Here is a 22,099-nt window from a genome sequence, read left to right as displayed (position 1 = left end):
TCCTCTCCCCTTCAGTCGCCGGGTTCGCCCGCGGCTGCGGGATCAGTGCCGCAGCCCACGGTGTACGTGTCCTTGACCTTCACCTCGGACACGCCGCGCCCTTCCGGGAAGACACGCCGCCACTCGCCGAGCACATGGAGTTCGTCGGTGCCCATCGCGCGGACGACGACCAGCCCCTCCTCATGGGCCTTGTACGCCTTCATCCAGAGGTTGGCGAAGGCCTGGGAGCGGATCAGATGCATCCAGTCGGGGCGGTACAGCTCCCGGTTGTAGTTCGACTCGCCCATCGTGGACACGAACTTGGAGTACATGGCCTTCACGTACTCCACGGTCACCTCGTCCTCCTCGGCGATGGCACGCTCGCGGGCATCCTTGAGCACGACGCGGAACTTCTCCAGCAGGTTCTCGGTCGCGCCCGAGGTGAACGACTCATGGATCTCGGGGGGGTCGCACAGTGCGTACTTCGGACCGGACAGTCGCAGCAGCAGACGCAGGGTCGGCTCGGTCACCCACAACGGACCCGGCTCGTCGCGGTTGCCGAGGGGATTGGGCAGCACCGCGTCGTGCTCCCACGCCGGCGGCGTGATCAGATGGACACCTGCGCGCCTGCGGTCGTGGTCGAAGCCGCTGGAGTGCTCCAACTGGCCGATGGGCAGGTGTGTCTTGAGGGCCGACAGATAGGCGCCGTTGATGTCCAGGGCCGTCACCTGGTGCCGGCCGGTGGGCAGTTCGGTCCGTGCCCACTTGGGGCGGGCCTCCCAGATCCGGTCCGCGCCGCGTGCGGTCTGCTTGCGCAGGACGTCCGGGATCCAGGGGTGCGCCACGATGTCGTAACGGCCGCCCCTGCGCGTCCCGTCCAGCAACGCCATCGCGTCGGGGATGGCTCGTGCGACCAGGGCCGCCGTCGCCGCCTCCACATCGCCGAGGTGCGCGGCGAGCGCGGCCGCGACGGCCTCACGGATCGGGTCGGGAGCCTCGTCGGCCGTCCGGACACGGCGGCCGGCGGGCACCACCCGCACCGTCGCGGCGGACTCGCCGCCCGCCTGCGCGTCGCTCTCCCCGGTCCGCGCGGTGCCGCACTCCGCCGGGTCCAGGTGCTGGGGGAACCCCGCGACCTGATGGCGCGCGGGCCGACCGCACAGTACGCACGGCTGCGCCGTGTGCAGCGCCTCGACATCGTCGCCGTCGTGAGGGGACTCATGCGGACCGCCCTCCTCGTCCCCGGCCATCGGCGGCTCGTGCCCGGCCGGCTCGGCCGTGGCCCGCTCCGCCAGCTTCGCACGGGCGCCTTCGAGGAAGTACGCGTACTTGTCCCGTACGTCGCCGCTCGGGTCACGACCGGCTTCCCAACCCCCGACCGTGGACGGGCCGACGCCGAGTGCCTGAGCCACCTGTGCCCGGGACAGGTTCAACTCCTCGCGCAGCGCGCGCCGTTCACCGGCGGGCGGCAGCGGCACCGCTTCCCGGGCACCGGCCAGCAGGGCGTCGATCGCCTCGAAGTCCGTCACCGGGCCTCCGCCTTCGGCCCGGCGCCGCACCGGTCCCGGCCGGGCCCGCGTCCGTGCGCACGGGCAGGCGTCAGCGCGGTGGCCGCCGTTCCCGGTCGTTCTCCCTTGGACCATCCCACCCGGTCAGCCTATCCAGGGTGACCGGGTGATCCCGCGTGCGGCAGGTCGGTGGCTCGCGTGTACGGGCCGTGCGGTCGGGAGCGGCGCATACGCAACCGCTCCCTGCACGGGTCAGCCGGGGGGCTCGTCCGGTTCCGGATGCTCGGGGTGGACCGTGCCGGACCGGGGGTCGCCCCGCCGGCCGGTACCCGCTTCGTCCGTGTCGGGCACGTCGTCGGCGCGTTCGTCCTCGGCGTTCTTCCCGGAGCCCCGTCCTGGACGGGCGTCCCAGGGGTCCTCCTCCTGGCGGGCCTGCTGGTCCGGCATGTCCCGCGGGATGGGGCCGGAGCGCTCCCCGGGACCTTCCTGCCGCCGATCGGTCACGGCGTCCTCCTCTTCCTCGCCCCGCGAGGGGGGGTCGCGAACCCGCGCGGCCCCCTTGTCGGGCGAGGCCGCGAGTACCGCGAGGGGCATCGGCGAAACCCCCGGGAGGCAACCGTGATCAACGGACCGGCACGGTCCGGCCGGTCAGCGCGGCGCCCGCTCCTCCAGCGCCGTCCGCCATGCGGGCGGCCGCCCTTCGGTGGCGGGCTCCGCGCGACGGCCGCCGCGAGCGAAGAAGTCGGCGAGCGGCAGGATCGCCGCGCCGACCGTCACGGCGTCCGGGCCAAGCCTGCCGAGGTCGATGGAGACCCGCTCCGCGGGATACCGCAGGGCGTACGACGTCGCGTAGCGGCGCACCGCCGCCAGGAACCGGGCCCCCAGCTGGAGGCCGGCCCAGCCGCCGATCAGGATCCGCTCGGGCTGGAAGAGGTTGATCAGATCCGACAGTCCCGCCCCCAGGTACTCGGCGGTCTCCTCCAGAACGGCGAGCGCGACCGGGTCGGCCTCGGTGCCCTCGGGCGGGTAGGCCGCGGCCAGCATGGCGGTCAGCGCGGTCTCCTCGTCCGTGTGCTGCGGCGGCCGCCCGCCCTGTTCGCGCCAGCGGTCCAGGAGCGCCTCCGCACCCGCGTAGGCCTCCAGGCAGCCGAGGGCACCGCAGCGGCATCGGCGCCCCCGGACCCGTACCGTCAGATGACCCCACTCCACGGCCCGGCCGCTGCCCACCTCCTCGGTGACGAGGCACGCGCCGACACCGGAGCCGAAGAGCACCACGACCGCGTTGTGGGCGCCGCGTCCGGCGCCGAACCACATCTCGGCCTGGCCCAGGGTCTTGGCACCGTTGTCGATGAAGAAGGGGACGGAGTCCGGGAGCCGGCAGGTGGAGCGGAGCAGGGATTCGACCGGGACGGCGTCCCAGCCGATGGTCTGGCCGTGCACGACGGCCCCCAGGTCCTGGGTGCCGGCCACGATGCCGGGCACACCGATACCCACGCCGAGAAGCCGCTCGGGGGCGATGTCGGCCGCGGCCAGGACCTCGTCGATCCCGTCGCGGATGTGACCGACGACAACTTCGACGTCGTACCGCTGGTGCTCCAGGGGTCGCTCGGTGCGGGCCAGTTCCGTCAGAGCCAGGTCGAAGAGTTCGACACGGACACGGGTCTCGCCGACGTCGACGCCGATCATATGACCGCTGGTGGGCGCGACCCGCAGCAGGGTGCGCGGACGGCCGCCGTCGGAGTCGACGCTGCCGGCCTCCTCGACCAGTCCGTCGGCGACGAGCTCGGCGACCACATTGCTGATCGAACCGGAACTCAGACCCGTCGCCGGGCCGAGTTCGAAGCGGCTCATCGGGCCGTCGAAATACAGCCGCTGCAGTACCTCGGCGCGATTGCCCCGGCGCAGATCGCGCACGGTGCGCCCGTTCCGCCCGCCCATGTGGCTCCCTCCGACCCGTCCCGACCTGCACGATACCCCTGCGCCGGGCTGGAACACGTGTTCCTCACCGTCTTAAATCAGACCCTAATTTAAGACATGAGGACGCTGGGCCGCGGAGGGGTGCACGTGTCACCGGTCGCCAGGCCGCTTCGCCGTTCCCTCGCCGCCGGGACTCCGGGCCCGTTCGTCGCCGTCCACGCGGGCCCGCTCACCGTCGAAAGTCACTCTGCCAGGTGAGCCTTCGCCGACATACTCCCTTGTCGGAGCTCACAGGTTCACGCGGCCGGGCGGATCGCGGCGTGTCGGCGTCCGCCCAGGGCCGACCGGTCGATCTCGGTGCCGGGCGTGCGGGTCGTGGGACCGGGCACGTCGATGCGCGCCTAGTATCCGGGGCCGTGGCGACGACCTTTGAAGAACTCGTGGAGATGCGGCGTGCGGCGAACGACGCGCAGGCGAAGGCCGACGAGCTGCGCGAGAAGTACGGTCCGCCCACAGCCACCCCCTGGACCAAGCAGCAGACCGACCTGTACGAGACCGCACTGCGGGCCTGGCGGGATCTCGACCGCGACCTTCAGATCGCGATCACCGAGTACGCGAAGGAGCAGGGCAGGCCGCGCGGTGACATCGAGGCGGAGGTGGACGCCGGGGCCGGGCAGCCCGCCGAGGGCTTCTGACCGGGTTACGCCGGGCCTGCGGCGGCGTCAGGGACGGCCGAGATCGATCCGCCAGTCGTTGGACGTGATCCAGTGCCCCTTCGGGTACTCGACCGCGACCGGCCCGAGCAGCTCGAAGCCGACCTTTCGGCACACGACGTTCGACGCGTCGTTCGCGACGTCGGGGAACGCGTGCAGATACCGGTGCGTCCCGGTGCCCCGCGCCGCTTCGACGATCTCGCGCGCCGCCCGCGCGGCGAGGCCCCGCCCCTGGAACTCGGGCAGTACCCCCCACCCGGTCTCCCACACGGTCGCATCCCGCCAGGTCCGCTCCCAGAATCCCGTGGACCCCACCGTCTCACCGGTCTGCGCGAGCGTGACCCGGTACATCCGTCCGGCTCCCGGCGTGAGATAGCGCCGATGGCGTACCTCGAGTTGCTCCTCGGTCTCGGGGCCGCCGAGGTGCTCCGTCATCTCCGCGGAGTTGGTCCTGCGCAGCAGCCAGAAGTCGCCCTCCGCCCAGGGCTCGAGCCTGACCCGCAGCGTGTCGGTGGTGTCCATGGCTCCCACCCTAGGGTGGGGGTGTGACAAGCGGCCCGCGTCGCGCCGGTGCCGACGGATCCCGCTCAGGCACCGGCCGGGTCGCCTTCCGGGGCGAGGATGACGGTGGCGGCGGGAGACCGGTCCGCCTCCGCCGTCCCGGCGCCCACGGGCGCCCCGAAGCGGGCCAGGCAGTGCCACACCCTCTTCAGGTCCTGCGTCTCGTACCGGCCCGTGCGCGAGGCGTCTCCGATGATCCGGGGGTCGAGATGCCCGTGCTCGGCGATGCGCTCCCCCAGCTCGACGTACTCCGCGCCGCGGTAGTCCGGGTGGCGGCGCAGTTCCGCGACGGACAGCCGGTATCCGGGGTGCCACCGGACCGGGCACGGCAGCCGCCGGGCCGCGGCCTCGACCGGGGTGCCGCGGTAGCCGGCGTCCAGGACCAGCGCCTCCACGTCCCGCTCGAGCTCGACGGGTCCGTGCACCTGCGCCTCGATGTAGTCGTCGAGGGCGTCCTGGTCGTCGGCCTCGGCCGGCTCGAGCAGGCACATCCCGGCGGCCACCCCGAAGTCGGTCGGCTCGGCCGCGCTGTCGGGGTAGCAGAACGTGGCCCGATCGAGCACCGCGGCGGTGAGCCGGAAGTGGGAGGAGCCGAATCGGGGCGCCGCGCCGACCACTTGACGGCGGAAGTTCAGCGCACCGTACACGGGGCGCTCGTCAGCGGGCGCATGGTCGTAGGCCTGCCCGAAGATCCGGCTCTCCCAGCGCCATCGGTCCCCACCGGGGTAGGCGGTGAGCCCGCCGTTGCTGATGCCGGTGACGAACTGCGAGCGGTACACGCCGTCCTCTGCCATGGCCTGGAGAATCGGCCGCCCGCGCACGATCCGGTCGGGGTGGAAGTTGAGCGTCAGCCGCAGGCTTCGGTTCACGCCGGGCCCCGAGGACCGGGCCGCGACATGACGCAGGGCGCGCCCGGCCGCCGCATCGAGTGCCCCGTCGTACGAGAAATCCACTCGCTCTCCCCCCATGAAGCTAGGTAGCTTAGCCGTAAACCTAATGCCCCTAGGCACCTGAAACGGCCCCCGGAGGAATCCCCATGAGACCACTCTCCGAGCAGGACATCCGCAACTCATTCGTCAACTGCTCGAAGGGCGCTGCAAGTCGTCTGCCGCTGCCCCGCGACCTCGGCGAACGCCCCTGGGACGACCTGGACTTCCTGGGCTGGCGCGACCTCGGTGCACCTGATCGCAGCTATCTGGTCACCGAGCACGCCGACCGGCTCGTCGGCGTCGCGATGCGCTCTCCGTCGTCGCAACGCGGCTTCCTGCACCGGAGCATGTGCTCGCTCTGCCTGACGACCCACCCCGGAAGCGGCGTCTCCCTGATGACGGCACGCAAGGCGGGGGCGGCCGGACGCGAGGGCAACTCGGTGGGGGTCTACATGTGCACCGACCTGGCGTGCTCCCTCTATGTACGCGGCAAGAAGGTGCCCGAGGCCGGGCTCCGGTTCGAGGAGACCCTCGGCATGCGGGAGCAGATCGACCGGATGGTGGCCCATCTGTCCTCCTTCCTCGGCGGGCTGTACGCCTGAGGCCGCCGTCCCGGCCCGGTACGGACACCGCTGAGCAGGGCGGACGCTCCTCCGGGCGACCTTCGAACGTGTTCTTTGTGTTCATGGTTACGTTCGTCGCCCGGGTGGAACGGGAAGGCCCCTAGGGATGCGTGATGTGCGTGATGCGTGGGCGACGGTCTCCGCCCGGATCGAAAGGTGGCGCCGGCAGCCCGAGGTCGTCCAGGCGGTGCGCTCGACTGCCGCCGCGACCCTCGCGTATGTGATCGCCCTGTACCTCAGTCCCGAGGCGGCGCCCCTGACCGCGCCGCTGACAGCCCTGCTGGTCGTGCAGGTGACTCTCTACGCGACGATCACCAACGGTGTGCGCCGGGTGAACTCGGTGGTCGCCGGCGTTGTCATCGCCATCGGCTTCAGCATCCTGGTGGGCCTCACCTGGTGGAGCCTGGCCCTGATCATCCTGGCCTCGCTGGCCGTGGGCCATCTGGTCAGGGTCGAGGAGTACGTGCCCGAAGTGGCCATCAGCGCCATGCTGATCCTCGGAGTGACCCAGGTGGGCAGCACGGCGTGGGCGCGGGTCCTGGAGACCCTGATCGGCGCCGTGGTCGGCCTGGGGATCAATCTGCTCATCGCTCCCCCCGTCTGGGTCACGGCCGCAGGCGAGGAGATCGAGGCCATGGCACGGCGCGTACGGCAGCTGATGCTGCGCGTCGGGGAGGAGGCCGCGGGACGTGTGCCCGCCTCGCTGGCGACCGCACGGCTGTACGAGGCGCGCCGGCTCGACCACGAGATCGTCGGCGTGGACGCGGCGCTGCGGCAGGCCGAGGACAGCCTGAAGCTCAACCCCCGGGTCCGCGAGGGACTGCTCCACCGCATCGTGCTGCGCACCGGCCTCGACACGCTCGAGATCGTCACGGTGGTGCTGCGGGTGATCGCGCGCACCCTCGCCGATCTCGCGAAGCAGCGGGAGGCCAAGCCGCTGTTCGAGCCCGAGATCGGGGCGACGCTGGAACGGCTGCTCTCCGAGATCGCCGACGCCGTGGTCAGTTTCGCGGTGCTGGTCACCACCGACGTCAGCCGCAGCGCCGAGTCGGCGGAGACCCGGCTGGCGGAGGAGCTGATCACGGCGGGCGCCACCCGCGACAAGCTGGCCCAGCTGTTGCTGGAGGAGGTCCAACGGGACACCCGTCAGTGGCAGTTCCACGGAGCGATCCTGACCGAGGTCAACCGCATCCTGGACGAGATGGACACCGAGCACCGCACCCGTCGGCTGCTGGAGGAGCTGGACCGCGGCGCCCGGGAGCAGCGCGAGCGCAATCCGCGCCTGGCCAGGCTGCGGGATCGTGCGCGCGGCCCTCGCTCGGCCCGGCTGCGCGGTCTTCCCAAGGACCGGAACCGTCCGGGCGCGCCCCGGCGTTCTAGGTGAGGACGAACGATCCGGCGGGGAAGGGGAGTGCGCATGGAATCGGTGCGGATCGACGGGGACTCCCTGGTGCTGCCGGGGGGTGTACGGGTGCGCTTCATGCGGACACTGCGCCTGCCGGAGACGGGCACGCACGCGCTGCCGCCGGGCCTCGGCCAGTTCCCCGTCCGCCGGGTCGAGGACTACCCGCAGACCGTGCCGGCGGAGTGGCGGGCGCGCGGCGGTGTGATGCTGCCGGTCTATCTGCGCGAGGCCCTGTGGCTGGGCTTCGGCGCCACCGAGCCCGCCGCCCTGCAAGTGGGCGCGGGCAAGGTGTGCGCGGTCTCGGGCAGGCCCTGGAGCTCCCGGCTGAGCCGCCGTCCGCAGAACTACGTCGTACTTCCGCGCCAGCCGTGGCTCGACGGGATCAATTCCGGCAAGGGGACGGTCCGCCAGTTCGTGGCGGTGCCGCTCGGTCTGGGCGCCACGGTCGAGGGCCAGGTCACGGGCGAGGAGGTGTGGGGCGGCATCCAACTGCAGACCTTCCAGCTCCAGGAGGCGCCGCTCGCCAAGTGGCGGGACGAGGAGCGGCGCAGGCGGGAGCGGGCGCTCAGGACTCGTTCGGCGTCCTCTGGGCCCTACGGGGGGCCTCCGCCCGCCCCGGGTGCCGTACCGGCGCCCGCGGCCATGGCCGCCCCCGGCGCGGCCCCGCGCCGCGCCGCCGCCATGGGCCTCGGGGTCGGCGGGTCCATGCGGCAGGAGGTCTACAAGGACGACTGGCCGGCCGGAAGCTGGGCGGAGGAGCCGGCAGGGCGGGTGTTCGTCCATCTGGTGACACCGCCGGAATGGCGGCGGATCACGGGTGAGGCGCCCCCTCCGTCTCCGGTCGACCGCGCGGCGTACACACGGGCTGGGCTGCCGTGGTTCGATTACTACGACCAGGACGGCGAGGACCTCGCACCCACGGACGCCCTCGGTGAGGTCAAGCCGGTCGGCGACTGGCTCGGCGACGACCACGAGCCGTGGCAGGAGCCGTCACCGCAGCAGGTGAAGCCGCTGGGCGACGCACCGGGCAAGCCGGTCGGGGACGGCGACTGGTAGCCGGGGCGTGTTGCATCGCACGCAATGCCGGTTGCCCGCCTTGCACCTGACGGGCGGTACGCGCCATGGTGGCTGTGTCGGCTGAGGCGATCGACTCCCGAGGGGCGGCATGGACAGGCGTGCGGAACCGGCGCGGAGCTCGCTCGGCGGAGGCTGGAGCAGGCGCCGCTTCCTCGGCGCCGCCGCGGCCGCCACCGCCGTCACGACGATCCCGGCGCCGGTGGCGCCGCGGCAGTCGTCGCCACCCGAGCCGGGTGCGGCTCCGGCCGAGCAGCACTCACCGCCGCGCCGACCCTCCGGTCCCCGGCCGCTCTACATCGGCACGTACACCTCCGTCGAGGGCGGCGGCAAGGGCATCGGCCTCGCCACGTACGACCCGGGGACCGGCGGGATCACCGGCACGGGCACCCTGACCGGGGTCGCCGATCCGTCGTATCTGGCGGTGCACCCGGACGGGCACACGCTGTATGCCGTCGACGAGCAGGAGGCCGGCGCCGTGACGGCCGTGGGCCTGCCCGATCACCGGATCCTGGGCACCCGCGGCACCGGCGGAGCGGGGCCCTGCCATCTGTCGGTGCACCCGAGCGGGCGCTGGCTGCTGAGCGCCGACTACGGCTCGGGCAGCGTGGCCGTGCATCGTGTCGAGGCCTCGGGCGCGCTCGGCGAACGCACCGACGTCGTCACCCACTCCAGCCCTCCGCCCGGGCCCGGCCAGCAGGGACCGCACGCCCACCAGGTCGTCACCAGCCCCGACGGCGGCCATGTGCTCGCCGTCGACCTGGGCACCGACACCGTCTACACCTACCGTCTCGACCCGTCCGGGGGAACGCTCACAGAGGTCTCCCAGGCGCACACAAGGCCCGGTGCGGGCCCCCGGCATCTGACCTTCCACCCGAACGGCCGCTTCGCCTATCTGGCCGACGAGGTCGACGACACGGCCGTCGTGTGCGCCTACGACCCGGCGAGCGGGCACCTCGTCCCGGGCGACCCGCAGTCCACAGGTACCGGCAGGGGCACCAACTATCCGGCGCAGTTCGTGGTGAGCGCGGACGGGGCGTACGCCTATCTCGCCAACCGCGGCCACAACACCGTGACGCGGTACGCGATCGAGGCGGGCGGCGCCCGGTTGGAGCTGCTGGACTCGGTGCCGGTGGGTGGGGACTTCCCGCGTCACATCGCGCTGTCCCCGGACGGCGGACTGCTGTTCGCGGCGAACCAGCGGTCGGGCACGGTCACCGTGTTCCACGTGGACCGCGCGAGCGGGGAGCTGCGGCTCGCGGGAGAGCCGTTCGCGTCACCGGTCGCCGTGTGTGCGCTGCCTCTGTAGTGCACGGGGACAGGCCCGGGAGGCCTGGGTGAGCAGGACGTGCATCCGCTCGGTCAGCTGCGCGAGATCGTCGGCCGGCCGGTGGAAGGCGAGCCGTACGTCTCCGTGATCGCGGGCACGCTCGATGCGCAGGGTCAGCCCGTGGCGGTCGACGGCCAGCGGACGGACGCGCACGGCACCGTGCAGGCTGTCCGGCTCGACGAGTCGGGTGAGACGTTCGACGGCGTCCGGGTGGGCCTCGGCCAGATGAGTGAGCAGCCCGGCCTCGGCGGTGGCGAGCGGGTCGGGCTCGGCGGCCGCGTACTCGTCGGGGTCCACGACGACCACGCCGTTCGCCCTGCGCAGCGCGATGCGCGTCGGCCGGAACTCCAGCTGCCCATCGGCCGGTACGCACGAGCCCGCCAGCCAGAGCCGGGCACGGATCCGCGACCGCACGGGGACGGGCGCGACATCGGCGAACTCCAATACCGTGGACGGCTCTCCCCGCGGCGCGCAGATCGCGGCGGTCAGCAGCGCGCTGTCCTCGTGCAGGCGCAGCAGGACCCGGCCGTCGGCGGTGACGGTGTGCGCGCCCACCGCCTCCTCCCTTCCGGTCTCCATGGTCACCGCGCAGGAACTCGCTGCGGCCAGAACCGAGCGGGCACGTTGCGCCGCAGCGGGCGCGGCCGTCCAGTCGTGACGGTCACCCATCCCCAACCTCCTTAGGTAAGCCTTGCCTAAGTTATCGGAGATCGGGGCGCACGCCAACCAGCCCGGACATCCGAAGGGCCCGTCAGCGCTCGAGGACGCCCAGCAGCGCGCGGGCACACAGATCGCGCACCTGCTCGCGGGACAGTTCCGCACCGCGGAGCCACTCGAGGCACACAGCCGTCGTGAACGCCAGCCAGCCGCGGACGGCGACTTCGAGGTCAGGCCGCTCGGCCGGCACCGAGCCGAACTCCGGATCGGCCGCCAGAGCGGCCAGGATCTGCCGCTCCTGCGCCGCCAGCGACTGCCGGTAGACCTTCCGCACGGCCTGGTCCCCCGCCGCGTCCGCACGATGGAACGCCCGGAAGCCGTGCGCATGCTCGGCGACGTACGAAAGAAACGTGTCGAGACCGGCGGTGAGCTGCTCCCGCAGCGGGATCCCGGGGGCGGCCGCGGTCATCCGCAGCATCCGCGCGCTCTCGCGCTCCACGACGGCCGCGAAGAAATCCCGTTTGGTCGGGAAGTAGTGGTAGAGCAGTCCGCGCGAGACACCGGCGATCTCGGCGACCTGCTCGATCCACACGTCGTCGTACGGGTTCTCCGAGAACAACCGCGCCCCGACCGCGAGGAGTTGCTCCCTGCGCTCCCCGGTGCTGAGCCGGCGACGCGTGCGCTCCCCCTGGTTCCCGGCCATGCCCGCACTGTACTTGACGCCGGTTCAGCAACGGGACCACACTGAACCGCTATTGAACCCACGTACAACACGCGCGGGACGGGAGCGACGTCCTCCGCATCGAGGGAGTGGCGCCATGGCGCAGACGACGGTGACCGCGCCACCCAAGGGGTTTCGCGGGGCGGAACTCGGCTGGCCGGAGCTGGAGCGCATCCCGCACCCGCCGCGCCGGATCCCGCTCGTCGGCGATGTGCTCGGTGCCGATGTCCGAAGGCCGGTACAGGACTCGATGCGCTACGGCCGCCTGCTCGGACCCGTCTTCCGGCGGAAGTTCTTCAGCCGGGAGATCGTGTTCGTCTGGGGCGGACGCCTGGCGGCCGACCTCGCCGACGAATCCAGGTTCGCCAAGCATGTCGGCCTCGGTGTCGCCAATCTGCGGCCCGTCGCCGGGGACGGATTGTTCACCGCGTACAACCACGAGCCCAACTGGCAGCTGGCGCACGACGTCCTGGCTCCCGGATTCAGCCGTGAGGCCATGGCGGGCTACCACCCGATGATGCTGGACGTGGCCGAGCGTCTGACGGGCCGCTGGGACGCGGAGCAGTCCGCGGGCCGAGCCGTGGACGTGCCCGGCGACATGACCAAACTGACGCTGGAGACCATCGCACGGACCGGCTTCGGCCACGACTTCGGCTCCTTCGAACGCACCAGGCCGCACCCGTTCGTGAACGCCATGGTCGGCACACTCACGTTCGCCCAGCGCCGCAATGTCGTGCCCGGACCGCTGACGCCCCTGCTGCTGCGCGGTGCGGCCCGGCGCAACGAGGCGGACATGGCCTACCTCAACCACACGGTGGACGAGGTGGTGCGGGCCCGGCGGGCCACCCGCGGCGAGGGCGACCTGCTCGACCGGATGCTGGAGACCTCGCATCCGGTGAGCGGGGAACGGCTCACCGCGGAGAACGTCCGGCGCCAGGTCATCACGTTCCTGGTCGCCGGCCACGAGACGACCTCGGGGGCGCTCTCCTTCGCCCTGCACTACCTCTCCCGGCACCCGGAGGTCGCCGCACGGGCCCGGGACGAGGTGGACCGGGTCTGGGGCGACGTGGACCGCCCCGGTTACGACCAGGTCGCCAGGCTGCGATACGTCCGCCGGGTCCTCGACGAGTCGCTGCGGCTGTGGCCGACGGCTCCCGCCTTCGCACGCGAGGCACGTGAGGACACGGTCCTGGACGACACGCATCCGATGCGACGGGGCGCCTGGGCACTGGTCCTGACGACGATGCTGCACCGGGATCCGCAGGTGTGGGGTGGCGACGCGGAGCGGTTCGATCCCGACCGGTTCGACGCGAAGGCGGTACGGGCCCGGCCCGCGCACACCTTCAAGCCGTTCGGAACGGGGGCCCGGGCCTGCATCGGGCGGCAGTTCGCACTGCACGAGGCGACTCTGGTGCTCGGCCTGCTGCTGCGCCGCTACGAGCTGCGGCCCGACCCCGGCTACCGGCTGCGCGTGGCCGAGCGGCTGACGCTCATGCCCGAGGGGCTGCGGCTGCACCTCGACCGCAGGGCCGCCGTGGCGCGGCCCCCGGCTCCCGTCGCCGACCCGTCGTCACAGGCGTGCTGTCCAGTGACCGGGGCGCGAGACTGACGAGGGGAGCCTGGTGCCCACGCCGCCCCGGGCGGCGTTGACCTGCGGCTGCGTCAGGAAGAAGGCACCCGTCAGATCGGCGTCGGTGAGGTCCGCGTCACGCAGGTCGGCTCCTATCAGATCCGCGCCGCGCAAGTCGGCGCCAGTGAGGTCGGCCGCTATCAGACAGGCGCCCCGCAGACTCACACCCCGCAGGTCGGCGCCCTTCAGACGGGCACCGGCGAGATCGGCCCCCCGCCGGTCCCTGGCACGCCGGCCGCCCCCCGAACGGGCCAGCTCGCTGACGCGCAGCAACAGCACGTCGACCTCCTGCCGATGCGCGCCCACGTCCAGCTCCCCCAGCTCTTCGGGGGACAGCGCGGTGAGCTGTTCCGTCCTCTCCCGCATCCGGCGCAGGTCGCCGTGCACCGGGCGGGCAGCGGGCATGCTCAGCGCCTCGGTCATGTACCAGAGCATTTCGTGCAGTTGGCGCACCACGGCGAAGACGTCGAACATCAGCCGGGCGTGCTCCGGCCCTCCCGACCGCCAGTCCTGGCCGCGGAAGGTGACCTGGGAGACCTTCTGTCCGGCGCCGAAGCAGTCGTAGACGGTACAGCCGGAGAAGCCGCGCGGCCGCAACTCGGAGTGGACGCCGCAGCGGAAGTCGTCCTGGAGGTTCCGGCAGGGCGTCCCGGCGCCCTTGTCGACGGGGAAGTCGGCCGAGCGCGCGAAGGGCAGCGCCACACAACACAGGGCGAAGCAGTTCCCGCAGTCGGCACGGAGTCCGGACGGGCCGACGGAGGTGGCGTGCATGCCGTCCACCCTAACGACTTGGTCCATCACCGCGGAAACCGATTTTCGGCGCCCCTGGAATGTCGCCCACGAGGTCAGACGCGACCACGGCCGGTGGGCGCCCACGACCCGGGAGTCGGCACATGCGCAGGGGTACGTCGTCCGCGGCTCCCCCCGATCGCTTTCGGGCTCGTCCGGGACGTCGAGGGGCGGACGGCGCCGTCACCCGCGTACCGGCCCACCGCGGTACGGCCGGGACGGGCCGGCACTCGCCCGGCGGGTGCGCCGTCGCCCCGCACTCCGCCGGTCGACGGCGCGGGCCGGCCGCCGCACACGTCGCGGCGCGGCGGCGTCCGACCCACCCGATCAGGCAGCCGCGAAGTCCAGCCGCCCCAGCCGTTCCGGGTCCGCCAGGATGTAGATGCCGGTGATCCTGCCGTCGACGACGGTGACGCCCATGACCGACATGGGCCGCCCCTCGACCGCCGTGACGAGCCCGATCGAACCGTTGACCAGCGCGAACCGGGCGTACTGGGCGTACTGGCGGAACATGAGCGCTCCCTTCGCCACGGTCGCCGCGCCACGCGCCACCTTGGAGGCGGCCAGGCCGGTGACCAGCGGCCCGGAGTCGGCCCGCAGCACGACGTCCGGGTCGAGCACGGCGACCAGGGCGTCGAAGTCACCGGCGCGCGAAGCCGCGAGGAACGCCTCGACCGCCTCGCGCTGACGCCCGAGGTCCGGATCCGTTGCGGGCTCGGCGCTCTGTACCCGGCGCCGGGCGCGGCTGGCCAGCTGCCGGGTCGCGGTGGAGGTACGCCCCGCGATCGGCGCGATGTCGTCGAACGGAACGGCGAACATGTCGTGCAGGACGAACGCCAGCCGCTCGGCCGGCTCGAGTGTCTCCAGCACGACGAGGAGGGCGAGGCCGACCGAGTCGGCGAGCAGGACCTCCTGCTCGGGATCGACACGCTCCAGTGGGGCGATCACGGGGTCCGGGACGAAGCTCTCCACCATGGGATCCTCGCGCCGCGCGGTACGGGAGCGCAGCATGTCGAGGCAGATCCGGCCGACGACGGTGGTGAGCCAGCCGGCGAGGTTCCTCACCTCGCTCACGTCGGAGCGGCTCAGCCGCAGCCAGGTCTCCTGGAGGGCGTCGTCGGCCTCGCTGAGTGATCCCAGCATCCGGTAGGCCACCGCCCTGAGATGCCCGCGGTGCGCCTGGAAGCGGTCCGCCAGCAGTTCTTCGTCGTCCATCGATCCCCGTTTCGACAAGCCGTCCTCGTGGGCGCCGTCACGATCAGAACACGGCCTCCGCACCGAGTCGAGGCCGCCCCCGTCCGGCGGCCGAAATGCCCGGGCCACCGGGGCCGGTGCGCCACCGCAGCGCTCGCCCACGGCCTGCGCCCGAGAGGCCGCCGAGGTCCGCGCGGACGTCTCCGGCTCCTCCTCCGTCAACGCCTCCCTGCGGGTGGGGTGTTCCAGCGGTGAGCGGTCCGGGCACGATTCCGCCGCCACTGCGCTGGCGGGGGTCGACGAGCCGTCCGGCGGGCGGCCGTTGCACGGTTCCGGTCCCTGAGCCGTGAGTTCGGGGAAGATCCTCGGTTGCCGGCGTCCGCCGCCGCGACGTGCCCGCACAGCGCGGTTCCCGTATGCGATGGCACCGTCCCGGTGGTCGGGGTACTCCACCGAGGACACCCCGACCACCGCCGCACTCGCCCGTTGTTCCCGCTCGCCGAGCGGTTCGCGGGCGTTGGACACGACCGGGTCGATCCCGGCCGCTTGGTGCGTCGCAGGGCGTAGGCGAACCTCGTGGCCGCCGTCGGTCCACACGCCGACGGCGGCCACCCAGCCGTACTGGAGTTCCTCGGGGCGGGCGAGGACGGCGAGGGCCCACCGCCGACGGCCGGGCAGGGGCTCGAGCCGGGCGTGCTCCGGCTCGATCATGTCCCCGCAGACCGGCGCCGCCGCCCCGAAGGCCGCTGGGGTGTGCGGTGAACGGCCGGTGGAACGCGGGGCGGCCGTTCACCGAGCGATGTGCCCCGGCTGCGTCAGACCTCGTCCCGGCTCAGCGCCACCAGCCGGTCCAGGACGCGGGGTCCACTCGCACGGACGCCGTCGTGCTCGAACTCGTCGGTGACCCAGGTGCGCAGACCGCGGATCGTGCGGGCCGTCTCCAGAGCGTGGGCGGTGTCGACGTACATGTCGTCGTGGTAGACCGCCGCGGCGACGGGCACCTCGTTGGCGGCGAGGCGGGACGCGTCGTACAGCGGCGCCCAGTCGGTACGCTCCGCGAGCAGGTCCGCGGTCTCGCGCAGCGGGCGCAGCGCCGGGTCGTTGTCGAACGTCCAGGGGTGCACGGACTCTCCGGTGAACAGCACCGGTCCGTCGCCCGAGAGTGCCTTGGCCGCGTCGAACTGCGGGAACTCCGCCCGCACCCGTTCCGCCGCCCAGGCGGTGGGCCGGTCGTCCTGGCCGTAGATCGCCTCGTGGACCAGCGCGTAGAGGGGGTGGGCGGCATAGGAGAGCAGCCCGTGCACCTCCTCCTGGAAGGCGTCGGAGAGCGCGAAGCCCTGCGCGGTGCGCACGAAGGCGTCCTCGAGCAGGAAGTGGAGGCGGTGGCTGCCCTCGCTGCCGCCGAGGAGGATGCCGAGGGACTGGAAGGCCTCCACGGTGAGGCGGTAGCCGCTGTTCAGGACGGGCTCGTGCTGGAGCAGGTGCTCGACGATACGGCGGACCCGTTCGACGTCCTGCGGATAGCGGGCGTAGTGGGCGGCGACCTTGCGCTCGATGCGCGGGTATGCGGCACGGTAGACGTCGTCCGCGTGCGCGTCGAGCGAGGGCAGGCCTCCGGTGATCAGGGCGGCGCGCAGGCCCTCGGGAGCGGCAGCGAGGTAGTTCACGGTGCAGAAGCCGCCGAAGCTCTGCCCGAGGACCGTCCACGGGGCGCCGCCGGTGACCTGCGGACGGATGGCCTCGCAGTCGCGGACGATGGAGTCCGTGCGGAAGTGCGTGAGGTAGTCGGCCTGGTCGCGGGGGCCGCCGCGCAGCGGGAGAGTCTGCCGGTTGGCCGGCGTGGAGGCGCCGGTACCGCGCTGGTCGAGGAGGAGGACGCGGTACTCCTCGAGGGCCCGCCCGAGCCAGGCCTGCTGACCGACGAAACGATTCGCCCCGAAGCCCGGACCCCCCTGGAGGTAGAGCAGCCAGGGCAGGTCGGCGTCCGCCTTCGCGCCGGCGACGACCTCCCGGGCGTAGAGCTCGATCGTCTCCCCGCCCGGGTTGCCGTGATCGAGAGGCACGGTGAAGCGACGGTCGGTGAGGACGACGCCGGGCTGGCGATAGCTGAGGCTCAAGGGTGCTCCCGGGACGAACGATTTCAAGGCCGCGTCCCAGTTCAGCACATGGTCCTGTGGGGCCGGCGGCCGGGATCAGGAAAAATACCTACTGACCGGCCGCTCAGCCGGATTCGGGACGCCGCACGGGGCCGGAACGACCCGGGGGAAGCCGCGGCTCACGGGGCGGCACGGGGATCAGCGCGTACCCAGGCTGGAGCGGCGCACCACCAGCTCCGGCTGGAGCACGACCCGCCGGTGCTCGTGCGCCCGGCCCCCGGCCTCCTCCTCGGTCTCCTCCAGCAGCAGCTCCGCGGCGAGCGCGCCCATGGTCACCGCGGGCTGCCGCACGGAGGTCAGCGGCACCGCCGCCGCGGCGGCGAACTCGATGTCGTCGTAGCCGACGATGGCCAGTTCCTCGGGCACGCTCACACCGGCCGCGTAGAGGGCCTGCAGGACGCCGAGCGCGAGCAGGTCGTTGGCGCAGAACACAGCGGTCGGGCGCTCGGCGAGCCCGAGCAGGCGGGCACCCGCGTCCCGCCCCGCGGCGACGTCGAGCCGCTCGGTCGGCAGCTCCCGCAGTGCTTCGGGCCCGAGTCCCGCCTCCGCCAGTGCGTTCAAGGCCCCGGTGCGACGGTCCCTGACCTGGTTGAGTCCGGGCGGACCGCTGACGTACGCGATGGAGCGGTGCCCCGCGTCGACGAGATGCCGGACGGCCAGCGCGCCGCCCGCCACGTCGTCGACCGAGACCGAGCACTCGGTGGCGCCCTCGGCCACCCGGTCGACCAGGACGAACGGGATGCCGTGGCGGCGGAACGTCTCGATGTTGCGCCCGGACGCGTCGGCGGGGGTGAGCAGCACTCCCCGTACCCGCTGCTCGGCGAAGAGCGACAGGTAGTCGGCCTCCTCCGCGGGACTCTGGGCGCTGTTGCAGACCATCACGCCGAGCCCCGCCTCGCGTGCGGCCCGCTCGGCGCCGCGGGCCACGTCCACGAAGAAGGGGTTGCCCATGTCGAGGACGAGCAGCCCCATGATGCGGCTGCGTCCCGCCCGCAGCTGCCGGGCCGACTCGCTGCGCACATAGCCGAGCCGGTCGATCGCGGACTGCACACGGGCGCGGGTCTCGGATGCGACCGTCTCGGGCCGGTTGATGACGTTCGAGACCGTACCCACCGACACTCCGGCGGCGCGGGCGACGTCCTTGATACCCACCGACTGGGCCATCAGGCGGGGACCTCCATGAAGACGAGGGGCGGCAGGCGAGCCTTCACATTACCGTCACCGCCCCGTAGGAATGAGCCGGTCACACGGGGCACGCGGCGGCCGTGACCGGGAGCGGCCACCGGACCCCTGCCCGGCGTCCGCCTGCCGCGCGCCCGTGTCGGCCCCACCGGGAACCGAGGTCCGGCGTCCTCCCCGGTGCCGTGGGGGGCGCCGGACGGCACGCGCGTCGTCCCGGCTCGGTGCTTGCCCCCCGCCGATCGAAGCGTCAGGCGAGGTGGAACACCTCGCTGAGGGGTTTCATCGCCTCGTCGGGGCGGGCGCCGTCGAGCGACTCGAAGTACGGGGCCATGTCCGCCTGCCAGCGGGCGTTGACGTCGGTGGCCTCCATACCGGCGACGGCGGCCGCGAAGTCCTCCGTTTCGAGATAGCCCACGAGCAGACCGTCGTCGCGCAGGAAGAGCGAGTAGTTGCGCCAGCCGGTGGCCGAGAGCGCTGCCAGCATCTCGAGCCACACGGCGGCGTGGCGTTCGCGGTACTCGGCGATCCGGTCCCCACGGACCTTGAGGAGGAAACAGACGCGCTGCATGAAGTACCGCTCCCGGCTCAGAAGTTGAACTGGTCGATGTTCTTGGCGTCGAACACGGTCGGCTTGCCGAGGGTGATCACCCCGTCCTTGCCGAGGGTGTAGCTGCCCATGGCACCGGCGGTGAAGGTCTCGCCCTCCTTGCCCGTGATCTGTCCGGACGCCATCGCGACGGCGGTGCGGGCGGCCAGCTCGCCGAGCTTGGCCGGGTCCCACAGCTCGAAACCCTCCACCGTGCCGTTCTTGACGTACTGGCGCATGTCGTTCGGGGTACCGAGACCGGTCAGCTTGACCTTGCCCTTGTACTTCGACCCGGACAGATACTGGGCCGCCGCCTTGATGCCGACGGTGGTCGGGGAGATGATGCCCTTGAGGTTCGGGTACTGCTGGAGCAGCCCCTGGGTCTGCTGGAAGGACTGCTGGGCGTCGTCGTTGCCGTAGGCGATCTTGACGAGCTTGACGTCCTTGTACTTGGGGTCCTTGAGTTCGTCCTTCATGTAGTCGATCCAGGTGTTCTGGTTCGTCGCGGTCTGCGCGGCGGAAAGGATCGCGATCTCGCCCTTGTAGCCGATCTGCTGGGCCAGCAGCTGCACCTCGGTGCGGCCGAGGTCCTCGGCGCCGGCCTGCGACACGAAGGCGTTGCGGCACTCCGGCTTGGTGTCGGAGTCGTAGGTGACGACCTTGATGCCGTTGCTCATGGCCTGCTTGAGCGCGGTGCACAGCGCGCCCGGGTCCTGGGCGGAGACGGCCATCGCGTTCACCTGCTGCTGGGTGAGCGTGTTGACGTAGCTGACCTGCCCGCTGGTGTCGGTGGCGCTGCTCGGGCCCACCTCCTTGTACTTCTCCCCCAGTTCCTCCAGCGCCTTCTTGCCGCCGCCGTCGGCGGAGGTGAAGTAGGGGTTGTTGACCTGCTTGGGCAGGAAGGCGACGGTGAGGCCCTTCTTCAGGGCCGCGTTGGGGTCGGCCTTGCCGGCCGAGGCGGCGGAGCCGCCGCCCGAGTCCTTGACGTCGTTCTTGGTGGTGCCGCCGCAGGCCGTGGCGGCGAGCGCGAGGGAGGCGACGGCAGCGACGGTCACACAGGCACGACGGATCGATGACTGGCGCATGAGACGAGGTCCTTTACGAGGGTGAGCGGAGTGACGAGGTCGGTGTCGAGGCGGCCTGGCGGCCCGCCCTCGCGACGGATAGCCGGCGTGCGACCCGGGGGCCGAGCACGGAGACGACGAGCAGCACGCCGGTGACGACGATCTGCGACTGGGCGGAGACGTTCAGGAGGCTCATCACGTTCTGCAGCGCGCCCAGCAGGAAGACCCCGGCGATCGCGCCCCCGAGCGTCCCCTTGCCGCCGTCGAAGTCGATGCCGCCGAGCAACACGGCCGCGACGACGGAGAGTTCGAGCCCCGTGGCGTTGTCATAGCGGGCACTGGCGTAGTGCAGCGCCCAGAAGACACCCGTGAGCGAGGCCATGAACCCCGTGGCGGTGAACAGGATCAGTTTCGCCCGCTTGACCCGGATGCCCGCGAACCGGGCGGCTTCCTGACTGGCGCCGACCGCGAACAGGGACCGGCCGAACGGCGTGGCGTGCAGGACGACCACCGCGATCGCGAACAGGACCAGGAAGGGCAGGAACGCCTGGGGGAGGAAGCTGTTCCCCATGCGCCCGGCGGCGAAGTCCAGGTACTGCGTGGGGAAGTCGGTCACGGCGTCGGACCCGAGCACGATCTGTGCGATGCCCCGATAGGCGGCGAGGGTGCCGATGGTGACGGCGAGGGACGGCAGGCCGAGCCGGGTCACCAGCAGGCCGTTGACCAGTCCGCACACCACACCGAGCACCAGGCACAGCGGGATGATCGTCTCGATCGCCATGCCCTCGTTCCACAACTTGCCCATGACGGCGCCCGACAGGCCCGCGGTCGAGGCGACCGACAGATCGATCTCCCCCGCGACCACGAGGAGCGTCATCGGCAGTGCTACCAGCGCGATCGGCAGGGTGTTGCCGATCAGGAACGAGAGGTTGAGGGCGTTGCCGAAGCCGTCCACGAAGGAGAACGACAGCAGCAGGAGGACCAGGAGGAGAGCGCCGACGACCGTGTCCCAGCGGATCGCGCGCGTCAAGGAGTCAGGCATGGCGGGCGTTCCTCTTCTTCAGGGCCAGGCCCACGCGCAGCGCGACGACACGGTCGACCGCGATGGCGAGCAGGAGCAGGATGCCGTTGATGGCGAGCACCCAGACGGAGCTGACGCCGAGCGCGGGCAGCACGCTGTTGACGGACGTCAGCAGCAGTGCGCCGAGCGCCGCGCCGTAGACGCTGCCGGAGCCACCGGTGAAGACGACCCCGCCGACCACGACGGCGCTGACGACGGTGAGTTCGTAGCCGCTCCCGGTGCCGGAGTCGACGTTGCCGAACCGGGCCAGGTACAGCGCGCCCGCGAGTCCCGCGAGGGCGCCGCAGAAGGTGTAGGCCGCCAGGATCCGCTTGCGTACCGGGATGCCGGCGAGCCGTGCGGCCTCGGGGTTGGAGCCGAGCGCGTACAGCTCGCGTCCACTGCTGAAGTGCTTGAGGTAGTAGGCGGTTCCGACGAGTACCACGAGGGCGATGAGGGCGAGCCAGGGGATCGCCGAGATGCCTCCGGAGCCGAAGTCGACGAACCCGCCGGGGAGATCGGCCGCGGTGATCTGACGTGAGCCGACCCAGATGGAGTCGATGCCCCGGACGATGTAGAGCGTGCCGAGGGTGACGACCAGGGCCGGCACCTGGCCGAGGCTGACGAGCAGTCCGTTCAGCAGGCCGAATCCGACGCCGAGAAGAACGGCGAGGACCAGCGCGATCACCGGGTTTCCTCCGCCGTGCAGCCAGGTGCCGGCCGCGAAGGCGCTGATACCGAGGGTCGAGCCGACCGACAGATCGACGTTCCGGGTGATCACGACCAGGGACTGGCCGGTGGCGACCAGCACGAGGATGGTCGCGTTCAGCAGCAGGTCCTTGATGCCCTGCTCGGAGAGGAACTCGCTGTTGCCCAGTTGGGTGACGACGATCATCACCAGGAAGACGACGAGGATGGCGAGTTCGCGCATCTTGAAGACGCGGTCCACGAGCCGGGTGCCGCTCGACTTGGGCACGTCGGCGGTCGGGGCGGGGTTGGGCGCGGTCACCGTCATGCGTCC

Annotated in this window: 21 protein-coding genes; 6 read left to right on the top strand and 15 right to left on the bottom strand. The window is 71.9% G+C overall.

The features are described from left to right. Nucleotides 1–11: 11 nt before the first annotated feature. From ACSHXN_RS37520 to ACSHXN_RS37510, 3 genes are all read right to left on the bottom strand, one after another. Nucleotides 12–1,508, bottom strand: a complete 1,497-nt coding sequence (locus ACSHXN_RS37520; protein ID WP_355137463.1) for a helix-turn-helix domain-containing protein — start codon at nt 1,506–1,508, stop codon at nt 12–14. Between the two features lie 231 nt (nt 1,509–1,739). After that, nucleotides 1,740–1,991, bottom strand: a complete 252-nt coding sequence (locus tag ACSHXN_RS37515) for a hypothetical protein (protein ID WP_355137461.1) — start codon at nt 1,989–1,991, stop codon at nt 1,740–1,742. Between the two features lie 144 nt (nt 1,992–2,135). After that, nucleotides 2,136–3,425, bottom strand: coding sequence for an ROK family transcriptional regulator (locus tag ACSHXN_RS37510; RefSeq protein ID WP_355137459.1), 1,290 nt, complete (start codon nt 3,423–3,425; stop codon nt 2,136–2,138). A gap of 395 nt (nt 3,426–3,820) precedes the next feature. Between ACSHXN_RS37510 and ACSHXN_RS37505 the strand changes: the two genes are divergently transcribed. Beyond that, the gene (locus tag ACSHXN_RS37505) at nt 3,821–4,099 is read left to right on the top strand and encodes a hypothetical protein (RefSeq protein ID WP_355137457.1); all 279 of its coding nucleotides are present in this window, start codon (nt 3,821–3,823) and stop codon (nt 4,097–4,099) included. 27 nt (nt 4,100–4,126) lie between these two features. Here ACSHXN_RS37505 and ACSHXN_RS37500 read toward each other — a convergent pair whose 3' ends face one another. Together ACSHXN_RS37500 and ACSHXN_RS37495 are read right to left on the bottom strand one after the other, a co-directional pair. Then, nucleotides 4,127–4,639 carry a GNAT family N-acetyltransferase gene (locus ACSHXN_RS37500; RefSeq protein ID WP_438305420.1) on the bottom strand — a complete coding sequence of 171 codons (513 nt, stop codon included), beginning with the start codon at nt 4,637–4,639 and terminating at the stop codon, nt 4,127–4,129. Nucleotides 4,640–4,704: 65 nt separating this feature from the next. Beyond that, a complete protein-coding gene (locus tag ACSHXN_RS37495; RefSeq protein ID WP_438305418.1) occupies nt 4,705–5,646 on the bottom strand; it encodes a DUF3626 domain-containing protein in 942 nt (313 codons plus the stop codon). Between the two features lie 68 nt (nt 5,647–5,714). On the opposite strand from ACSHXN_RS37495, the gene ACSHXN_RS37490 reads away from it, so the two are divergent. The 4 genes from ACSHXN_RS37490 to ACSHXN_RS37475 all read left to right on the top strand — a co-directional run bounded on the left by ACSHXN_RS37490 (nt 5,715) and on the right by ACSHXN_RS37475 (nt 10,018). After that, complete coding sequence (locus ACSHXN_RS37490) at nt 5,715–6,209, top strand: FBP domain-containing protein (RefSeq protein ID WP_356294424.1); 495 nt, start codon at nt 5,715–5,717, stop codon at nt 6,207–6,209. Between the two features lie 127 nt (nt 6,210–6,336). Beyond that, nucleotides 6,337–7,614 carry an FUSC family protein gene (locus ACSHXN_RS37485; protein ID WP_438305416.1) on the top strand — a complete coding sequence of 426 codons (1,278 nt, stop codon included), beginning with the start codon at nt 6,337–6,339 and terminating at the stop codon, nt 7,612–7,614. Between the two features lie 33 nt (nt 7,615–7,647). Then, a complete protein-coding gene (locus ACSHXN_RS37480) occupies nt 7,648–8,691 on the top strand; it encodes a hypothetical protein (protein WP_383358232.1) in 1,044 nt (347 codons plus the stop codon). A 109-nt stretch (nt 8,692–8,800) separates the two neighbouring features. Beyond that, nucleotides 8,801–10,018 (top strand): lactonase family protein, encoded by a 1,218-nt coding sequence (locus ACSHXN_RS37475; protein WP_355137445.1) that lies wholly within the window; start codon nt 8,801–8,803, stop codon nt 10,016–10,018. On the opposite strand, the gene ACSHXN_RS37470 is transcribed toward ACSHXN_RS37475, so the two are convergent. Both ACSHXN_RS37470 and ACSHXN_RS37465 read right to left on the bottom strand, forming a co-directional pair. After that, on the bottom strand, nt 9,986–10,708 hold the full coding sequence (locus ACSHXN_RS37470; RefSeq protein WP_355137443.1) for a DUF2470 domain-containing protein: 723 nt from the start codon (nt 10,706–10,708) through the stop codon (nt 9,986–9,988). The genes ACSHXN_RS37475 and ACSHXN_RS37470 overlap by 33 nt on opposite strands. Before the next feature lie 82 nt (nt 10,709–10,790). After that, the gene (locus tag ACSHXN_RS37465) at nt 10,791–11,399 is read right to left on the bottom strand and encodes a TetR/AcrR family transcriptional regulator (protein WP_355137441.1); all 609 of its coding nucleotides are present in this window, start codon (nt 11,397–11,399) and stop codon (nt 10,791–10,793) included. A 115-nt stretch (nt 11,400–11,514) separates the two neighbouring features. Between ACSHXN_RS37465 and ACSHXN_RS37460 the strand changes: the two genes are divergently transcribed. Then, nucleotides 11,515–13,026, top strand: coding sequence for a cytochrome P450 (locus ACSHXN_RS37460; RefSeq protein WP_355797342.1), 1,512 nt, complete (start codon nt 11,515–11,517; stop codon nt 13,024–13,026). Here ACSHXN_RS37460 and ACSHXN_RS37455 read toward each other — a convergent pair. From ACSHXN_RS37455 to ACSHXN_RS37420, 8 genes are all read right to left on the bottom strand, one after another. Further along, nucleotides 12,988–13,818 (bottom strand): pentapeptide repeat-containing protein, encoded by an 831-nt coding sequence (locus ACSHXN_RS37455; RefSeq protein ID WP_355137437.1) that lies wholly within the window; start codon nt 13,816–13,818, stop codon nt 12,988–12,990. The two genes, ACSHXN_RS37460 and ACSHXN_RS37455, sit on opposite strands and share 39 nt — an antisense overlap. A gap of 345 nt (nt 13,819–14,163) precedes the next feature. After that, nucleotides 14,164–15,051 carry an RNA polymerase sigma factor SigJ gene (gene sigJ / locus ACSHXN_RS37450; protein ID WP_355137555.1) on the bottom strand — a complete coding sequence of 296 codons (888 nt, stop codon included), beginning with the start codon at nt 15,049–15,051 and terminating at the stop codon, nt 14,164–14,166. A 794-nt stretch (nt 15,052–15,845) separates the two neighbouring features. After that, complete coding sequence (locus ACSHXN_RS37445; protein ID WP_355137435.1) at nt 15,846–17,147, bottom strand: alpha/beta fold hydrolase; 1,302 nt, start codon at nt 17,145–17,147, stop codon at nt 15,846–15,848. 177 nt (nt 17,148–17,324) lie between these two features. Next, the gene (locus tag ACSHXN_RS37440) at nt 17,325–18,350 is read right to left on the bottom strand and encodes a LacI family DNA-binding transcriptional regulator (protein WP_355137433.1); all 1,026 of its coding nucleotides are present in this window, start codon (nt 18,348–18,350) and stop codon (nt 17,325–17,327) included. A gap of 265 nt (nt 18,351–18,615) precedes the next feature. Next, entirely contained in the window at nt 18,616–18,936 is a 321-nt protein-coding gene (locus ACSHXN_RS37435; RefSeq protein WP_438305409.1) for an L-rhamnose mutarotase, read from the bottom strand. 17 nt (nt 18,937–18,953) lie between these two features. Further along, complete coding sequence (rhaS, locus tag ACSHXN_RS37430) at nt 18,954–20,039, bottom strand: rhamnose ABC transporter substrate-binding protein (protein ID WP_356114149.1); 1,086 nt, start codon at nt 20,037–20,039, stop codon at nt 18,954–18,956. 13 nt (nt 20,040–20,052) lie between these two features. Continuing rightward, nucleotides 20,053–21,060, bottom strand: coding sequence for an ABC transporter permease (locus tag ACSHXN_RS37425; protein ID WP_438305405.1), 1,008 nt, complete (start codon nt 21,058–21,060; stop codon nt 20,053–20,055). Then, nucleotides 21,053–22,093 carry an ABC transporter permease gene (locus ACSHXN_RS37420; protein WP_356114148.1) on the bottom strand — a complete coding sequence of 347 codons (1,041 nt, stop codon included), beginning with the start codon at nt 22,091–22,093 and terminating at the stop codon, nt 21,053–21,055. Before ACSHXN_RS37420 ends, ACSHXN_RS37425 begins: the two co-directional genes overlap by 8 nt. Between the last annotated feature and the right edge of the window lie 6 nt (nt 22,094–22,099).

The organism is Streptomyces sp. HUAS TT11, assembly GCF_051553595.1.
Lineage (GTDB): Bacteria > Actinomycetota > Actinomycetes > Streptomycetales > Streptomycetaceae > Streptomyces.
Note: the sequence above shows the minus strand (reverse complement) of the source record. Positions and strands in the feature narration are given on the sequence as shown.

Coding starts and splice junctions, on each gene's coding strand:
- ACSHXN_RS37475 (WP_355137445.1), top strand. CDS start 8,801: ATGGACAGGCGTGCGGAACCGGCGCGGAGCTCGCTCGGCGGAGGCTGG.
- ACSHXN_RS37465 (WP_355137441.1), bottom strand. CDS start 11,399: ATGGCCGGGAACCAGGGGGAGCGCACGCGTCGCCGGCTCAGCACCGGG.
- ACSHXN_RS37485 (WP_438305416.1), top strand. CDS start 6,337: ATGCGTGATGTGCGTGATGCGTGGGCGACGGTCTCCGCCCGGATCGAA.
- ACSHXN_RS37495 (WP_438305418.1), bottom strand. CDS start 5,646: ATGGGGGGAGAGCGAGTGGATTTCTCGTACGACGGGGCACTCGATGCG.
- ACSHXN_RS37480 (WP_383358232.1), top strand. CDS start 7,648: ATGGAATCGGTGCGGATCGACGGGGACTCCCTGGTGCTGCCGGGGGGT.
- ACSHXN_RS37500 (WP_438305420.1), bottom strand. CDS start 4,639: ATGGACACCACCGACACGCTGCGGGTCAGGCTCGAGCCCTGGGCGGAG.
- ACSHXN_RS37455 (WP_355137437.1), bottom strand. CDS start 13,818: ATGCACGCCACCTCCGTCGGCCCGTCCGGACTCCGTGCCGACTGCGGG.
- ACSHXN_RS37460 (WP_355797342.1), top strand. CDS start 11,515: ATGGCGCAGACGACGGTGACCGCGCCACCCAAGGGGTTTCGCGGGGCG.
- rhaS (WP_356114149.1), bottom strand. CDS start 20,039: ATGCGCCAGTCATCGATCCGTCGTGCCTGTGTGACCGTCGCTGCCGTC.
- ACSHXN_RS37425 (WP_438305405.1), bottom strand. CDS start 21,060: ATGCCTGACTCCTTGACGCGCGCGATCCGCTGGGACACGGTCGTCGGC.
- ACSHXN_RS37490 (WP_356294424.1), top strand. CDS start 5,715: ATGAGACCACTCTCCGAGCAGGACATCCGCAACTCATTCGTCAACTGC.
- ACSHXN_RS37420 (WP_356114148.1), bottom strand. CDS start 22,093: ATGACGGTGACCGCGCCCAACCCCGCCCCGACCGCCGACGTGCCCAAG.
- ACSHXN_RS37510 (WP_355137459.1), bottom strand. CDS start 3,425: ATGGGCGGGCGGAACGGGCGCACCGTGCGCGATCTGCGCCGGGGCAAT.
- ACSHXN_RS37440 (WP_355137433.1), bottom strand. CDS start 18,350: ATGGCCCAGTCGGTGGGTATCAAGGACGTCGCCCGCGCCGCCGGAGTG.
- sigJ (WP_355137555.1), bottom strand. CDS start 15,051: ATGGACGACGAAGAACTGCTGGCGGACCGCTTCCAGGCGCACCGCGGG.
- ACSHXN_RS37470 (WP_355137443.1), bottom strand. CDS start 10,708: ATGGGTGACCGTCACGACTGGACGGCCGCGCCCGCTGCGGCGCAACGT.
- ACSHXN_RS37435 (WP_438305409.1), bottom strand. CDS start 18,936: ATGCAGCGCGTCTGTTTCCTCCTCAAGGTCCGTGGGGACCGGATCGCC.